General features: G+C 70.4%; 9 protein-coding genes. 7 read left to right on the plus strand and 2 right to left on the minus strand.

Annotated elements, in window-relative coordinates; genetic code table 11:
* Positions 1-43 precede the first annotated feature (43 nt).
* Together ACFYW8_RS27895 and ACFYW8_RS27900 are read right to left on the minus strand one after the other, a co-directional pair.
* A complete protein-coding gene (locus ACFYW8_RS27895) occupies positions 44-2,086 on the minus strand; it encodes a TIM-barrel domain-containing protein (RefSeq protein WP_389081955.1) in 2,043 nt (680 codons plus the stop codon).
* Between the two features lie 300 nt (positions 2,087-2,386).
* The gene (locus tag ACFYW8_RS27900) at positions 2,387-3,400 is read right to left on the minus strand and encodes a LacI family DNA-binding transcriptional regulator (protein ID WP_365873392.1); all 1,014 of its coding nucleotides are present in this window, start codon (positions 3,398-3,400) and stop codon (positions 2,387-2,389) included.
* 428 nt (positions 3,401-3,828) lie between these two features.
* On the opposite strand from ACFYW8_RS27900, the gene ACFYW8_RS27905 reads away from it, so the two are divergent.
* The 7 genes from ACFYW8_RS27905 to ACFYW8_RS27935 all read left to right on the plus strand — a co-directional run bounded on the left by ACFYW8_RS27905 (position 3,829) and on the right by ACFYW8_RS27935 (position 14,977).
* The gene (locus ACFYW8_RS27905) at positions 3,829-5,760 is read left to right on the plus strand and encodes an acyl-CoA dehydrogenase family protein (RefSeq protein ID WP_365873394.1); all 1,932 of its coding nucleotides are present in this window, start codon (positions 3,829-3,831) and stop codon (positions 5,758-5,760) included.
* A gap of 160 nt (positions 5,761-5,920) precedes the next feature.
* A complete protein-coding gene (gene secA / locus ACFYW8_RS27910; RefSeq protein WP_389081965.1) occupies positions 5,921-8,695 on the plus strand; it encodes a preprotein translocase subunit SecA in 2,775 nt (924 codons plus the stop codon).
* A 192-nt stretch (positions 8,696-8,887) separates the two neighbouring features.
* Positions 8,888-10,144, plus strand: a complete 1,257-nt coding sequence (gene dxr, locus ACFYW8_RS27915; protein WP_389081970.1) for a 1-deoxy-D-xylulose-5-phosphate reductoisomerase — start codon at positions 8,888-8,890, stop codon at positions 10,142-10,144.
* Positions 10,141-11,445 carry a M50 family metallopeptidase gene (locus ACFYW8_RS27920; protein ID WP_389081975.1) on the plus strand — a complete coding sequence of 435 codons (1,305 nt, stop codon included), beginning with the start codon at positions 10,141-10,143 and terminating at the stop codon, positions 11,443-11,445. The genes dxr and ACFYW8_RS27920 overlap by 4 nt, the downstream gene beginning before the upstream one ends.
* Positions 11,446-11,614: 169 nt before the next feature.
* Positions 11,615-12,772: a flavodoxin-dependent (E)-4-hydroxy-3-methylbut-2-enyl-diphosphate synthase gene (ispG, locus tag ACFYW8_RS27925; protein WP_355842137.1), complete on the plus strand. Its 1,158-nt coding sequence runs from the start codon at positions 11,615-11,617 to the stop codon at positions 12,770-12,772.
* A 725-nt stretch (positions 12,773-13,497) separates the two neighbouring features.
* A complete protein-coding gene (locus ACFYW8_RS27930) occupies positions 13,498-14,346 on the plus strand; it encodes a GNAT family N-acetyltransferase (RefSeq protein ID WP_389081983.1) in 849 nt (282 codons plus the stop codon).
* A gap of 61 nt (positions 14,347-14,407) precedes the next feature.
* Entirely contained in the window at positions 14,408-14,977 is a 570-nt protein-coding gene (locus tag ACFYW8_RS27935; protein ID WP_389081988.1) for a GNAT family N-acetyltransferase, read from the plus strand.
* Positions 14,978-15,001 lie beyond the last annotated feature (24 nt).

The following is a 15,001-nucleotide window of genomic DNA, read 5'->3' on the forward strand; positions in this document are numbered from 1 at the left end:
CCGGTCCCTCGCGGGGACCGGCCGCACCCGTCCCGGACAGGCCCTACCCGGCCACGGGCAGCCGCGCGCCGTCCCGCAGGAACAGCGGGATCCGGTCCAGCGGCGCGTCGACCGTGACGGCCGCGCCCCCTTCGTACGCCTTCCCGGTCCACGCGTCCGTCCAGCGCGCGCCCGCCGGGAGGTACGCCGTACGGGCCGTCGCGCCCGCGGTGAGGACCGGCGCGACCAGCAGGTCCGGGCCGAGGAGATAGGCGTCGTCCACCGACCAGGCCGCCTGGTCGGCCGGGAACTCCAGGAGCAGCGGACGCATCACCGGCAGCCCCTCCTCGTGGGCCTCCCGCATGACGTCCAGGAGATACGGCTTCAGCCGCTCGCGCAGCCTCAGGTACTTCTCCATGACGGCGCCGGCCTCCTCGCCGTACGACCAGACCTCGTTCGGGCCACCGGTCATGGCGGGGCCGAGCGGCAGGCCCGGGTCGCGGAAGCCGTGCAGCCGCATCAGCGGGGACAGCGCGCCGAACTGGAACCAGCGGACCATGACCTCGCGGTACGCGGGGTCGTCCGGGTCTCCGCCGTGGAAGCCGCCGATGTCGGTGTTCCACCAGGGGATGCCGGACAGAGCGGTGTTGAGGCCCGCGGCGATCTGGCGGCGCAGGGTCGCGAAGTCGGTTCCGATGTCGCCCGACCACAGCGCGGCCCCGTAGCGCTGACTGCCCGCCCAGGCCGAGCGGTTGAGGGAGACGATCTCGGTCTCCCCGGCCGCGCGCAGGCCCTCGTAGAACGTGCGGGCGTTCTCGCGCGGGTAGAGGTTGCCCACTTCGAGTCCCGGGCCCGCGTGGTAGCGGAGGTTCTCGGAGAAGCCCGGCTTCAGCTCCGGTTCGCAGGCGTCCAGCCAGAACGCGGAGATGCCGTACGGGTCGAGGTAGTTGTCCTTCACCCGCGACCACAGGAAGTCGCGCGCCTCGGGGTTCGTGGCGTCGTAGAACGCCACCTGCACCGTGGAGGCGACCTGCTTGTCCGGCCAGTCGGCGTGCGCCATCGGTCCGTACTCGGTGCCGATGAAGTAGCCCCGCTGCTCCATGAGCCGGTGGTTCTCGGAGAGCGGCGAGACGGACGGCCAGACGGACACGACCAGTTTGACGCCGAGAGAGGCGAGTTCGGCCTGCATGGCGGCCGGGTCGGGCCACTCGGCCGGGTCGAACTTCCAGTCGCCGAGGTGGGTCCAGTGGAAGAAGTCGCAGACGATGACCGAAAGCGGCAGGCCTCGGCGCTCGTACTCCCTTGCCACGTCCAGGAGTTCGTCCTGCGTTCGGTAGCGCAGCTTGCACTGCCAGAAGCCGGCCGCCCACTCCGGCAGCATCGGCGTACGGCCGGTCGCGGCGCTGTAGCGGCGCTGGGCGTCGGCCGGAGTGCCCGCGGTGATCCAGTAGTCGATCTGGCGGGCCGAGTCGGCGACCCAGCGCGTGCCGTTGCCCGCGAGCTCCACCCGGCCGATGGCCGGGCTGTTCCACAGGAGGGTGTAGCCGCGGCTGGAGGTGAGGACCGGAATGGTGACCTCGGCGTTGCGCTGGATCAGGTCCAGGACCGCGCCCTTCTGGTCGAACAGTCCGTGCTGGTGCTGCCCCAGGCCGTACAGCTTCTCGCCGTCGTACGCGGCGAATCGCTGTTCCAGCCGGTGGTGGCCGTTGCCTGTGGGGGTGTACAGCCGCGAGCCGGGCCACCAGAAGTGGGCGCGTTCCTCGGCGAGGAGTTCACCGCCGTCTTCGGTGCGGGTGAAGCGGACCAGCCCTTCGGCGCTCACCTCGACGGTCAGCGCGCCGACCGTCAACATGCCCGCGCCGTCGCGGAGTTCGAGCGTGCTCGCGGCGGCCTCCGGCTCGTCGAGCAGGGCGCCGGGCAGGCCGTCGAGCACGGGACCGCCGAGACGCGCCCGGACCCGGACCGCGTCCGGGCCCCATGGCTCGATCCGGACGGTCTCCGTGCGGCCGCTCCACTCCAGCGCGTCGTCACGCTCACGGAACGTTCCGACGGTCGGGGAGGACTGCGCGAGGCTGACCTGGGGCTGGGTTTCGGCGGACTGATTCACGTGGGTGCTCCTGAAGGAGTGCGGACATGAAGGTGCGCAGACACGAAGGAGTGCAGACACGAAGGAGTGCAGACACGAAGGAGTGCAGACGGGGAGTGCAGACAGGGAGTGCCTGCTGGGGTGTGGCTGGGGTGTGGCGGGGTGCGGGCGGCGAGTACGGGTGGAGAAGCGTGCGGGGGTGCGGACACGGTGGTGGGGTCGGGGCGGTGCTGAGAGAGCGTGCGGACAGCGGCGTGCCCCGGCGGGGTCACGGGGTCCGAGAAGGCGGCCCGGAAGGCGGGCGCCCGTCGAGGAGCCGGGTCAGGGAGCGGCCGGCGCCGGCCCCGTGCTCGCCCGTACCGTCAACTCCGGTGCGATCAGTACGACTTCGTCCTTGCCGCGCCCTTCGAGCTTGGCGATCAGGTGCTCGACGGCGTGCCGGCCCATGTCCTGCGCGGGGATGGCGACCGAGGTCAGCCGCACCGAGGCCTGGGTGGCGACCTGGTCCGGGCAGATCGCGATCACCGACACGTCCTCGGGCACGGCACGGCCCTCCCGGCGCAGCAGCGCGAGCAGCGGTTCGACGGCGGACTCGTTCTGTACGACGAAGCCCGTGGTGCCCGGCCGTTCGTCGAGGATGCGGGCGAGGGTGAGGGCCATCGCGTCATAGCCGCCCTCGCAGGGCCGGTGCAGTACGCGCAGCCCCAACTCCCTCGAACGGGAACGGAGTCCGTCGAGCGTGCGTTCGGCGAAGCCGGTGTGCCGCTCGTAGACGGCGGGCGCCTCGCCGATGACAGCGATGTCACGGTGGCCGAGCAGCGCCAGATGCTCGGCGCACAGCGCGCCCGTCGCCCCGAAGTCGAGGTCGACGCAGGTCAGGCCGGTGGTGTCGGCGGGCAGGCCGATGAGCACGGACGGCTGGTCCGTCTCGCGAAGCAACGGCATCCGCTCGTCGTCGAGTTCGACGTCCATCAGGATCATGGCGTCGGCGAGCCCGCTGCCGGTGACCCGGCGCACCGCGTCCGGCCCCTCCTCGCCGGTGAGCAGCAGGACGTCGTAGCCGTGGGTCCGGGCGTTCGTGGCCACCGCGATGGCGATCTCCATCATCACGGGTACGTACATGTCGGTGCGGAGCGGAACCATCAGCGCGATGATGTTGGACCGGCTGCTCGCCAGGGCGCGGGCGCCCGCGTTCGGGTGGTAGCCGAGCTCCTGGATGCTCCGCTCGACCCGCTGCCGGGTGTTCGCGGAGATGGACCGCTTGCCGCTGAGGACATAGCTCACCGTGCTCGCAGAGACTCCGGCGTGCTGGGCGACCTCGGCGAGGGTGACCATCCAGCTCTCCAAGCTTTGTGAAGCGCTTCGACAGTGCGCGCGGTACGGATAGGGGCGAGTGAGGGTGGCTCGACATTAGCCCGGTGGAGGAATGGTGTCCATAGGTTGTCGAAGCGCTTCGACAACGAAATTCCTTAACGCGGTTCAGCGTTCTCGCGATCGTGCCGCGGCCCCTGGCCGGCGTACCCGGACCGTCCCCCGGAAGGGGCCTCCGGCGCAACACCGCCGACCATGGCCGTCCCGGTGGGTGGGAGCGCGGGTGCGGGCCCGGGTGGGCGGCGGTGCCGGCCGGGGTTCCGGGCGGCGGCCATTGGGCCGAACGCTGCGCGAGGACTGGTGGGGTCAACCGGAATCAGGTAAATACGATCGAGTAGAACCGTTCGGTAACGAACAGCCCCAAGATCCCTATTCGCGGCGAGGTGAGCCTCATGTCCGCAACACCCCACCAGCCCACAGTCACCGAACGTGAGGCCCGACAGGTCGCCGAGGCCGCGCGCGAACAAGGCTGGCAGAAACCCAGCTTCGCCAAGGAACTCTTCCTCGGCCGCTTCCGGCTCGACCTCATCCACCCGCACCCGCTCCCGGCCGACGAGGACACCCAGCGCGGCGAGGAGTTCCTGGCCAAACTGCGCGACTTCTGCGAGACGAAGATCGACTCCGCCCGGATCGAGCGAGAGGCGCGGATCCCGGACGAGACCATCACCGGGCTCAAGGAAATCGGCGCCCTCGGCATGAAGATCGACACCAAGTACGGCGGGCTCGGCCTCACCCAGGTGTACTACAACAAGGCCCTCGCCCTGGTCGGCTCCATGAACCCGGCGCTCGGCGCCCTGCTCTCCGCCCATCAGTCGATCGGCGTACCGCAGCCGCTGAAACTCTTCGGCACCCAGGAACAGCGCGACACCTTCCTGCCGCGCTGCGCCCGCACCGACATCTCCGCCTTCCTGCTCACCGAACCGGACGTCGGCTCCGACCCCGCCCGGCTCGCCACGACCGCCGTGCCGGAGGGCGACGACTACATCCTCGACGGGGTGAAACTGTGGACGACCAACGGCGTCGTCGCGGATCTCCTCGTCGTCATGGCGCGCGTCCCGAAGTCCGAGGGCCACAAGGGCGGCATCACGGCCTTCGTGGTGGAAGCCGCCTCGGAGGGCGTCACGGTCGAGAACCGCAACGCGTTCATGGGCCTGCGCGGCCTGGAGAACGGCGTCACCCGCCTCCACCGGGTGCGGGTGCCGGCCGCGAACCGCATCGGACCGGAGGGGGCGGGCCTCAAGATCGCCCTCACCACCCTCAACACCGGCCGCCTCTCGCTGCCCGCCATGTGCGTGGGCGCCGGCAAGTGGTGCCTGAAGATCGCCCGCGAGTGGTCGGCGGTGCGCGAGCAGTGGGGCAAGCCCGTCGCCTTCCACGAGGCCGTCGGCTCCAAGATCTCCTTCATCGCGGCCACCACCTTCGCCCTCGAAGCCGTGCTCGACCTGTCGTCGCAGATGGCCGACGAGAACCGCAACGACATCCGCATCGAGGCCGCCCTCGCCAAGCTCTACGGCTCCGAGATGGCCTGTCTGATGGCCGACGAACTGGTCCAGATCCGCGGCGGCCGAGGCTTCGAGACGGCCGCGTCGCTGGCGGCCCGCGGCGAGCGAGCCGTCCCCGCCGAACAGGTCCTGCGCGACCTGCGCATCAACCGCATCTTCGAGGGCTCCACGGAGATCATGCATCTGCTGATCGCCCGGGAGGCGGTCGACGCCCATCTCTCCGTGGCCGGGGACCTCATCGACCCCGACAAGTCCCTCTCGGAGAAGGCGAAGGCCGGCGCGAACGCCGGTGTCTTCTACGCCAAGTGGCTGCCGAAGCTCGTCACGGGAGCCGGGCAACTCCCACGCTCGTACAGCGAGTTCGACCACGACGTGGACCTCTCGACGCATCTGCGCTACGTCGAGCGCGGCGCCCGCAAACTCGCCCGGTCCACCTTCTACGCGATGTCGCGCTGGCAGGGCCGCATGGAGACCAAACAGGGCTTCCTGGGCCGGATCGTCGACATCGGCGCCGAACTCTTCGCGATGAGCGCGGCCTGTGTACGGGCCGAACACCTGCGCGGCACAGGGGAACACGGCCGCGAGGCCTACCAGCTCGCCGACGCCTTCTGCCGCCAGTCCCGTATCCGCGTCGACGAGCTCTTCGGACGCCTGTGGACCAACACCGACGACCTCGACCGCAAGGTCGTCAAGGGCGTCCTGTCCGGCACCTACACCTGGCTGGAGGAAGGGGTCCTCGACCCGTCCGGCGAAGGCCCCTGGATCGCCGACGCCACACCCGGCGCGAGCACCCGGGAGAACGTCCACCGGCCCATTCGCTGACGATCGTCCCGGTGACGCCCACGGACCCCGTCCGCCACCGCGCTGCTTGCCGCGCCGCGGCAGGGCGCCGACAATGAACGCAACGGCGAACGGGGAACTCCACCGAGACGCCTCGCGGTTTTCCCCGGCATCGACCGCGCCGGACTGCGAGGGAATTCCCATGCCAGGAAAAGGGCTCGACGCCATCACCGGCAGGATCATGCGGGCGGGCGAGGGCCGGATGCTGCACCGCCTCGAACGGCTCGCCGCGCAGGTCGGCTCCCTGGAGGAAGAATTCAGGGCGCTGACCGACGAGGAACTCCAGGCACTCACACCGGAGTTCAAGGAACGGCACGCCGCCGGTGAGAGCCTCGACGACCTGCTGCCGGAGGCCTTCGCGGCGATGCGTGAGACAGCCCGCCGCGTCCTCGGCATGCGCCACTTCGACGTACAGGTCATGGGCGGAGCGGCGCTGCATCTCGGCAACATCGCCGAGATGCAGACCGGCGAGGGGAAGACCCTCGTCGGCACCCTGCCGGTGTATCTCAACGCCCTCTCCGGCAAGGGAGTCCACCTCGTCACGGTCAACGACTACCTGGCCCGGCGGGACGCCGAGTGGATGGGGCGCGCGTACCGCTTCCTCGGCCTGACCGTCGGCGTCGTCAGGACGGAGTCGACTCCCGCCGAACGCCGTGCCCAGTACGCCTGCGACATCACCTACGGCACCAACACCGAGTTCGGCTTCGACTATCTGCGCGACAACATGGCCTGGTCACTGGACGAACTCGTCCAGCGCGGCCACCACTTCGCGATCGTCGACGAGGCCGACTCGATCCTCATCGACGAGGCGCGCACCCCGTTGATCATCTCCGGCCCGGCCGACCAGCCCACGCACTGGTACGAGGCCTTCGCCGCGTTCGCCCAGCACATGAGGGGCGTACGCGTGCAGGAGGAGCAGTTCACCACGCAGGCCGACAAGGACCGCCTCGCCGAACTGCGGATGCGGCACGACTACGAGTACGACCCGAAGACCCGCACGGTGTCGATCCTGGACACCGGCGTCGAGTACCTCCAGGACCAGCTCGGCATCGACAGCCTCTACGAGTCCGACCACACCCCGCTGATCGGTCACCTCAACAACGCCCTCAAGGCGAAGGAGCACTTCAAGAGGGACAAGGACTACGTGGTCGTGGACGGCGAGGTGCTGATCGTCGACGAGCACACCGGCCGCATCCTCGCGGGCCGTCGCTACAACGAGGGACTCCACCAGGCCATCGAGGCCAAGGAAGGCGTCACGATCAAGGACGAGAACCAGACGCTCGCCACGATCACCCTCCAGAACTTCTTCCGCCTCTACGGCAAGCTCGCCGGCATGACCGGCACCGCCATGACCGAGGCGGCCGAGTTCCACCAGATCTACCAACTGCACGTGGTCCCGATCCCCACCAACAGGCCCATGGTCCGGCGCGACGACCCCGACCAGATCTACCGCACCGAGGAGGCGAAGTACGCCGCGATCCTCGCCGACATCGCCGAGAAGCACGACCTCGGCCAGCCGGTCCTGGTCGGCACCACCTCCGTCGAGAAGTCCGAGCTGCTCTCCGCCCTGCTGCGCGGGCAGGGCATCCGGCACGAGGTACTCAACGCCAAGAACCACCAGCGTGAGGCCCAGATCGTCGCCCAGGCCGGACGCCGGGGCGCGGTCACCGTCGCCACCAACATGGCCGGTCGCGGCACCGACATCATGCTCGGCGGCAACCCCGAGGCCATGGCGCTCGCCGAGGCGGGCGAGGACGCGGACCCGGAGGAACAGCGGAGGGTGCTCGACCGGATCACCTCCGCGGTCGCGGCCGAGCACGACGACGTCAAGGAACTCGGCGGCCTCTATGTGCTTGGCACCGAGCGCCACGAGTCACGGCGCATCGACAACCAGCTCCGCGGCCGCTCCGGCCGCCAGGGAGACCCCGGCGCCTCCCGCTTCTACCTCTCGCTGGAGGACGACCTGATGCGGCTGTTCCGGGCCAACGTCGTCGACCGCGTGATGTCCATGGCGAACGTCCCCGACGACGTACCCATCGAGAACAAGATGGTCACCCGCGCCATCGCCTCCGCCCAGGCACAGCTGGAGCAGCAGCACTTCGAGTCCCGCAAGGACGTCCTGAAGTTCGACGAGGTCCTCAACCGGCAGCGCACCCTCATCTACGCCGAACGCCGCCGCGTCCTCGACGGCGAGGACCTGCGCGAACAGATCGTCCACTTCATGGAGGACACCGTCCGGGCGTACACCGAGCAGGAGACCGGCGAGGGCTTCGCGGAGGAGTGGGACCTGGAGCGGCTGTGGGGCGTGCTCGGGCAGCTGTACCCCGTGGGGATCACCGTCGAGGACCTGGAGGACCGCTACGGCGGCCGTAACGACCTGACCACCGAACGGGTCGTCGAGACGGTGACCGACGACATCCGCACCCGCTACGAGGACCGCGAGACGGAACTCGGCTCCGACACCCTGCGCGACCTGGAACGCCTTGTCGTCCTGTCCGTCCTCGACCGCAAATGGCGCGAGCACCTCTACGAGATGGACTACCTGCGCGACGGCATCGGCCTGCGCTGGACGCTCGGCCGCGAGCCGATCATCGAGTACGAGCGCGAGGGCTTCGACATGTACGGAGCCATGACCGACGCGATCAAGGAGGAATCCGTCGGCTATGTCTTCAACCTCGACGCCACGGCCCCGGCCACCGAGGCCCTCGACCGGCGCGACCGCGGCGACGGCCTCCTCTTCACCGCGCCGACGCTCGACACGGCCGACGGTGTGGTCGAAGGCGCGTTCGCCCGCACACGGCCGCGCGGTCCCGCGCCGCCCGTTCCCGGCCCCGCCGACGGCCCCGCCGACGTGCCGCCCGGGCGGAACCGTCCCAAGCCGCAGAGGTCCGGATCCAAACGCCGCCGCAGGCGCTGACCTGCGGATCAGTACGGACGCCTGGCACGCCGGAACCCCCGCCGGCCGGCACCCGCCCACCGCCGCGCGTACGGGACGTCCGCACCCGGCGGCGGCCCCTCGACACGGCCGCGCACCGGCAATCGCGCAGGAGGCGGCGGGAATGGGGGACGCCCTGTCCTTCGGCGGACGCGGTGCGGCCACAATGGGGGGATGAGCGACAGTCCAGCCCCCCTCGCTGATCCGCATCTCGTCTTCGACCCCGTGGCCGGAGTCCGGGATGTCGTGATCCTCGGATCCACCGGCTCGATCGGCACCCAGGCCATCGACCTCGTGCTGCGCAACCCCGACCGGTTCCGGGTCACCGCCCTCTCCGCCGCTGGCGGCAGGGTCGCCCTGCTCGCGGAGCAGGCCCACCGACTGCGGGTACGGACGGTCGCCGTCGCGCGCGAGGACGCCGTCCCGGCGCTCAGGGAGGCCCTCGCGACCCACTACGCCCCCGGTGAGACCCTTCCCGACATCCTCGCCGGACCCGGGGCGGCCACCCAGGTCGCCGCCTCCGACTGCCACACCGTCCTCAACGGCATCACCGGTTCCATCGGCCTCGCGCCCACCCTCGCCGCCCTGGAGGCGGGCCGCACCCTCGCGCTCGCCAACAAGGAGTCGCTCATCGTCGGCGGCCCGCTGGTCAAGGCGCTGGCCAAGCCGGGCCAGATCATCCCGGTCGACTCCGAGCACGCCGCCCTGTTCCAGGCGCTGGCCTCCGGCACCCGCGCGGACGTGCGCAAGCTCGTCGTGACCGCCTCCGGGGGCCCGTTCCGCGGCCGTACGAAGGCCGAGCTGGCGGACGTGGCACCGGCCGACGCCCTCGCGCACCCCACCTGGGCCATGGGCCCGGTCATCACGGTCAACTCCGCGACCCTGGTCAACAAGGGACTCGAAGTCATCGAGGCGCACCTCCTCTACGACATTCCCTTCGATCGGATTGAGGTGGTCGTGCACCCTCAGTCGTATGTCCACTCGATGGTGGAATTCACGGACGGCTCGACGATCGCCCAGGCGACGCCCCCCGACATGCGGGGGCCCATCGCCATCGGCATCGGCTGGCCGGAGCGCGTCCCGGACGCGGCTCCCGCCTTCGACTGGACGAAGGCGTCGAGCTGGGAGTTCTTCCCGCTCGACAACGACGCCTTCCCGGCCGTGGGGCTCGCCCGGCACGTGGGGCAGCTCGCGGGTACGGCCCCGGCGGTGTTCAATGCCGCCAACGAGGAGTGCGTGGACGCGTTCCTGAACGGCACACTGCCGTTCAACGGGATCATGGAGACCGTCACCCGGGTCGTCGAGGAACACGGCACACCGAGTACGGGAACTTCCCTGACCCTCGCGGACGTCCTCGAAGCGGAGACCTGGGCGCGTGCCCGGGCCCGTGAACTGACGGCACAGACGACAATCGCGGAGGCTCGTGCATGACGACCCTGATGATGATCCTCGGCATAGTCGTCTTCGTGCTCGGGCTGCTGATCTCGATCGCGTGGCACGAGCTGGGACATCTGTCGACGGCCAAGCTCTTCGGCATCCGGGTGCCGCAGTACATGGTCGGCTTCGGCCCGACCATCTGGTCGCGCAGGAAGGGTGACACCGAGTACGGCATAAAGGCCGTTCCGCTCGGCGGCTACATCCGCATGATCGGCATGTTCCCGCCCGGCCCGGACGGCCGGATCGAGGCCCGCTCGACCTCCCCCTTCCGGGGCATGATCGAGGACGCCCGGTCGGCGGCCTTCGAGGAACTGAAGCCCGGCGACGAGACGCGCCTCTTCTACACGCGCAAGCCGTGGAAGCGCGTGATCGTGATGTTCGCCGGCCCCTTCATGAACCTCGTCCTGGCCGTCGCGATCTTCCTCGGCGTGATGATGACGTTCGGTGTCCAGACCCAGACCACCACGGTCGGCAAGGTCTCGGACTGCGTCATCCAGCAGAGCGAGAACCGCACGAAGTGCGCCAAGGACGACCAGGCGGCGCCCGCCAAGGCCGCGGGCCTCAAGGGCGGCGACAAGATCCTCGCGTTCAACGGCAAGCCCGTCGACGACTGGTCGGCCCTGCAGTCCGCCATCCGGGCCAACCCCGGCAAGGACGTCACGATCACCGTCGAGCGCAAGGGGCAGCAGCTCCCGCTGAAGGCCCACCTGATCAAGAACCAGGTGAGCAAGACCGACGGCAACGGCGGCTACGTCGAGGGCAAGTACGTGTACGCCGGCTTCCTCGGCTTCACGCCCGCCTCCGGCATCGTCCAGCAGTCCTTCGGCGAGTCCGTGAACCGCATGGGCGACATGATGCAGAACGGCGTCGAGTCCCTGGTCTCGCTGCCCGGCAAGGTGCCCGACCTGTGGAACGCGGCCTTCGGCGACGGACCGCGCAAGGCCGACTCCCCCATGGGCGTGGTCGGCGCGGCCCGCATCGGCGGCGACGTCTTCACCCTGGACATCCCCGCGTCGCAGCAGGTCGCGATGATGCTCCTGCTGGTCGCCGGGTTCAACCTCTCGCTGTTCCTGTTCAACATGCTCCCGCTGCTCCCGCTCGACGGCGGGCACATCGCGGGCGCGCTGTGGGAGTCGCTGCGGCGGAACCTCGCAAAGGTGCTGCGCCGCCCGGACCCGGGTCCGTTCGACGTGGCGAAGCTGATGCCGGTGGCCTACGTGGTGGCCGGAATCTTCGTCTGCTTCACCTTGCTGGTACTCGTGGCGGACGTGGTCAACCCGGTCAAAATCTCTTGATGAACCTGCGTTGGCGGCGGCCGGGCACCCTGGGTGTCCGGCCGCCTTCCATCGAGTGGGTTTGGGGGCGGGGGCGTGATGTGCCCGGTGGCGCGCCCGTACCGTAATCTCGAAGCCCGGAGCCCATGATTCCCGGGACCTTGATCCACAACTTGGGGTTGCACAGCAGATGACTGCGATTTCTCTCGGCATGCCGTCCGTTCCGACCAAGCTGGCCGAGCGCCGGAAGACCCGGCAGATCCAGGTCGGGACCGTGGCCGTGGGTGGAGACGCACCCGTCTCGGTGCAGTCGATGACGACCACGCGTACGTCGGACATCGGCGCCACGCTTCAGCAGATCGCCGAGCTGACCGCCTCCGGCTGCCAGATCGTGCGCGTCGCCTGTCCCACCCAGGACGACGCCGACGCGCTCGCCACGATCGCCAAGAAGTCCCAGATCCCGGTCATCGCGGACATCCACTTCCAGCCGAAGTACGTCTTCGCCGCTATCGACGCCGGCTGCGCGGCCGTCCGCGTCAACCCCGGCAACATCAAGCAGTTCGACGACCAGGTCAAGGAGATCGCGCGGGCCGCGAAGGACACCGGCACCCCGATCCGGATCGGCGTCAACGCGGGCTCGCTCGACAAGCGGCTGCTCCAGAAGTACGGCAAGGCGACGCCCGAGGCGCTGGTCGAGTCCGCGCTCTGGGAGGCCTCCCTCTTCGAGGAGCACGACTTCCGGGACATCAAGATCTCGGTCAAGCACAACGACCCGGTCGTCATGGTCAACGCCTACCGGCAGCTGTCCGCCGCCTGCGACTACCCGCTGCACCTCGGCGTGACCGAGGCCGGTCCCGCCTTCCAGGGCACCATCAAGTCGGCCGTCGCCTTCGGCGCCCTGCTCTCCGAGGGCATCGGCGACACCATCCGCGTCTCCCTGTCGGCCCCGCCGGTGGAGGAGGTCAAGGTCGGCCTGCAGATCCTGGAGTCGCTGAACCTCAAGCAGCGCGGCCTGGAGATCGTCTCCTGCCCGTCCTGCGGCCGCGCCCAGGTCGACGTCTACAAGCTGGCCGAGGAAGTCACCGCGGGCCTCACCGGCATGGAGGTCCCGCTGCGCGTCGCCGTCATGGGCTGCGTCGTGAACGGTCCGGGCGAGGCCCGCGAGGCCGACCTCGGCGTCGCCTCCGGCAACGGCAAGGGCCAGATCTTCGTCAAGGGCGAGGTCATCAAGACCGTCCCCGAGTCGAAGATCGTGGAGACCCTGATCGAGGAGGCGATGAAGCTCGCCGAGCAGATGGAGGCCGAGGGCATCGCCTCCGGCGAACCGTCGGTGTCCGTCGCGGGCTGAAGCCCGACAGCGCCCCACCCCGCACGCCCCCGGACGGGCCGAGGATCCCGGCGACCCTGGACCTGGCGAAGCAGCCGGGCTCCCGGCGGACCCCGGCCCGCCCCAGGATCCCGCGGACCCCGGCCCGGCCGGCGGACTCCGGACCGGTTGAGGTCGCACCTGGATCCCGGGTCGCGGCCGGCCCGGGTTCCCGGCGAACCCGGAAGGCACCCCGGGCTCCCGGCGACCTCCGGCGCGGCCGGGTCCCGTGCGAACCCCGGACCGGTCGAGGTTCCGTGCGAACTCCGGACCGGCCCAACTCGGGCCCCCGCGAACCCCGGCCCGGCCTAGGCCCATCGTGGATCGCTGGCTGGCTGGTTGGCCGACCCGGGTTCCCGGCGAACCTGGGGAAGCGCCCCGGGTTCCCGGGACAGAACACCTAGGGCCCGGCCGGGGTTCCCTGTGAACCGGACCGGCCGAGGTCCGACGTGGGTCCCGGGCACGGTGGCCAGGGTTCCCGGCGACCCCGGGAAGGCAGCTCGGGTCTCCGGGCCCCCTGGCCCTCCCCGGCCTCCCAGGTGCGCGGGGAACTGCGCGGACAGCCCCCGCGCACCTGGCGACCGGTCCGGCGGATGGATCGTGGGCACCGGTCCCGGCCGGGTGTGCCCGTGCAGGAGGGCGGGCGGGGCACAACCGCGCCAGGTACAGTGCGGAGATCAGCAGACCCCAGGGTGAGGCCTCCGTACGTGTTGACCCAGACCACCACCAGGGTCCTCGAACCGAGTGACCTGGACGCCGCGCTCGCCGTCCTCGGCCGCGAGCCGGTGGCGAACGCTTTCGTCGCCTCCCGTGTACAGGTCGCCGGGCTCGACCCATGGCGGCTCGGCGGCGAGATGTGGGGCTGGTACGAGGACGGCATGCTGCAGTCCCTCTGCTACGCGGGCGCCAACCTCGTCCCGATCTGCGCCACCCAGCGCGCCGTGCGCGGCTTCGCCGACCGGGCCCGCAGGGGCGGCCGCCGCTGCTCCTCGATCGTCGGGCCCGCCGAATCCACCGCCCAGCTGTGGCGGCTGCTGGAACCGAGCTGGGGACCCGCCCGCGAGGTCCGCGCCCACCAGCCGCTGATGGTGACCGACCGGCTGCCCGCCGAGATCGCCCCGGATCCGTTCGTCCGCCGCATCCGCAAGGACGAGATGGAGACGATCATGCCGGCCTGCGTCGCCATGTTCACCGAGGAGGTGGGCGTCTCGCCGATGGCCGGCGACGGCGGCCTGCTCTACCAGGCCCGGGTGGCCGAACTCGTCGGCTCCGGCCGGTCGTTCGCCCGCCTCGACCAGGACGGCAAGGTCGTCTTCAAGGCCGAGATCGGCGCCGCGACCGGCCAGGCCTGCCAGATCCAGGGCGTGTGGGTGGCCCCCGAGTACCGCGGCCGGGGAGTGGCGGCCCCCGGCATGGCGGCCGTGCTGCGCTACGCCCTCGCCGATGTCGCCCCGGTCGTCAGCCTCTACGTCAACGACTTCAACACGGCGGCGCGGGCGACGTACCGCCGTGTCGGGTTCCAAGAGGTCGGCGCGTTCATGAGTGTCCTGTTCTGACGTCCGGCGCGGGCCCGCCGGGACCTCACATGTCCCACGGTTCGCCAGGTAGTCTCCCGGCATGCTGCGCTTCCCCGGTCAGGGCCCCCGCGACTCCCACGACGTGGTCATCGGCCCGCTGGATCTCACCGCGCGCGTCGACGAGGCGCTCGCCGTGCAGGCGCTCGCCTTCGGGCTCGGCGCCGACGAGATCGCCGTACGACGTCAGATCGTGCTGCGCCACCTCACCTATCCGGGAGCCCACGCGCTCGGCGCGACCACGCCCGACGGACGGCTGGTCGGCTTCGTCTACGGCATGCCCAACGACCGGGCGCACTGGTGGTCCACCGTCGTCGAACCGTATCTGCGCGGCCGGGGCCACGACGGCTGGCTCGACGACTCCTTCGTGATCACCGAACTGCACGTCCACCCCCGCTTCCAGAACCGGGGGGTGGGCCGTGCCCTGATCACCTCCATCACGGACACCGCGGCCGAACCCCGCTCGATCCTCTCCGCGATCGACTTCGACAGCCCGGCCCGCGGCCTGTACCGCTCCCTCGGCTACGAGGACCTCGCGCGGCAGGTCCTGTTCCCCAGCGCACCCAAGCCGTACGCCGTGATGGGCGCCCCGCTTCCGCTGCGCCACGCCTAATGGATTTCCGGGGACGGCCGCTGC

The organism is Streptomyces sp. NPDC002742, assembly GCF_042888885.1.
Classification (GTDB): Bacteria; Actinomycetota; Actinomycetes; order Streptomycetales; family Streptomycetaceae; genus Streptomyces.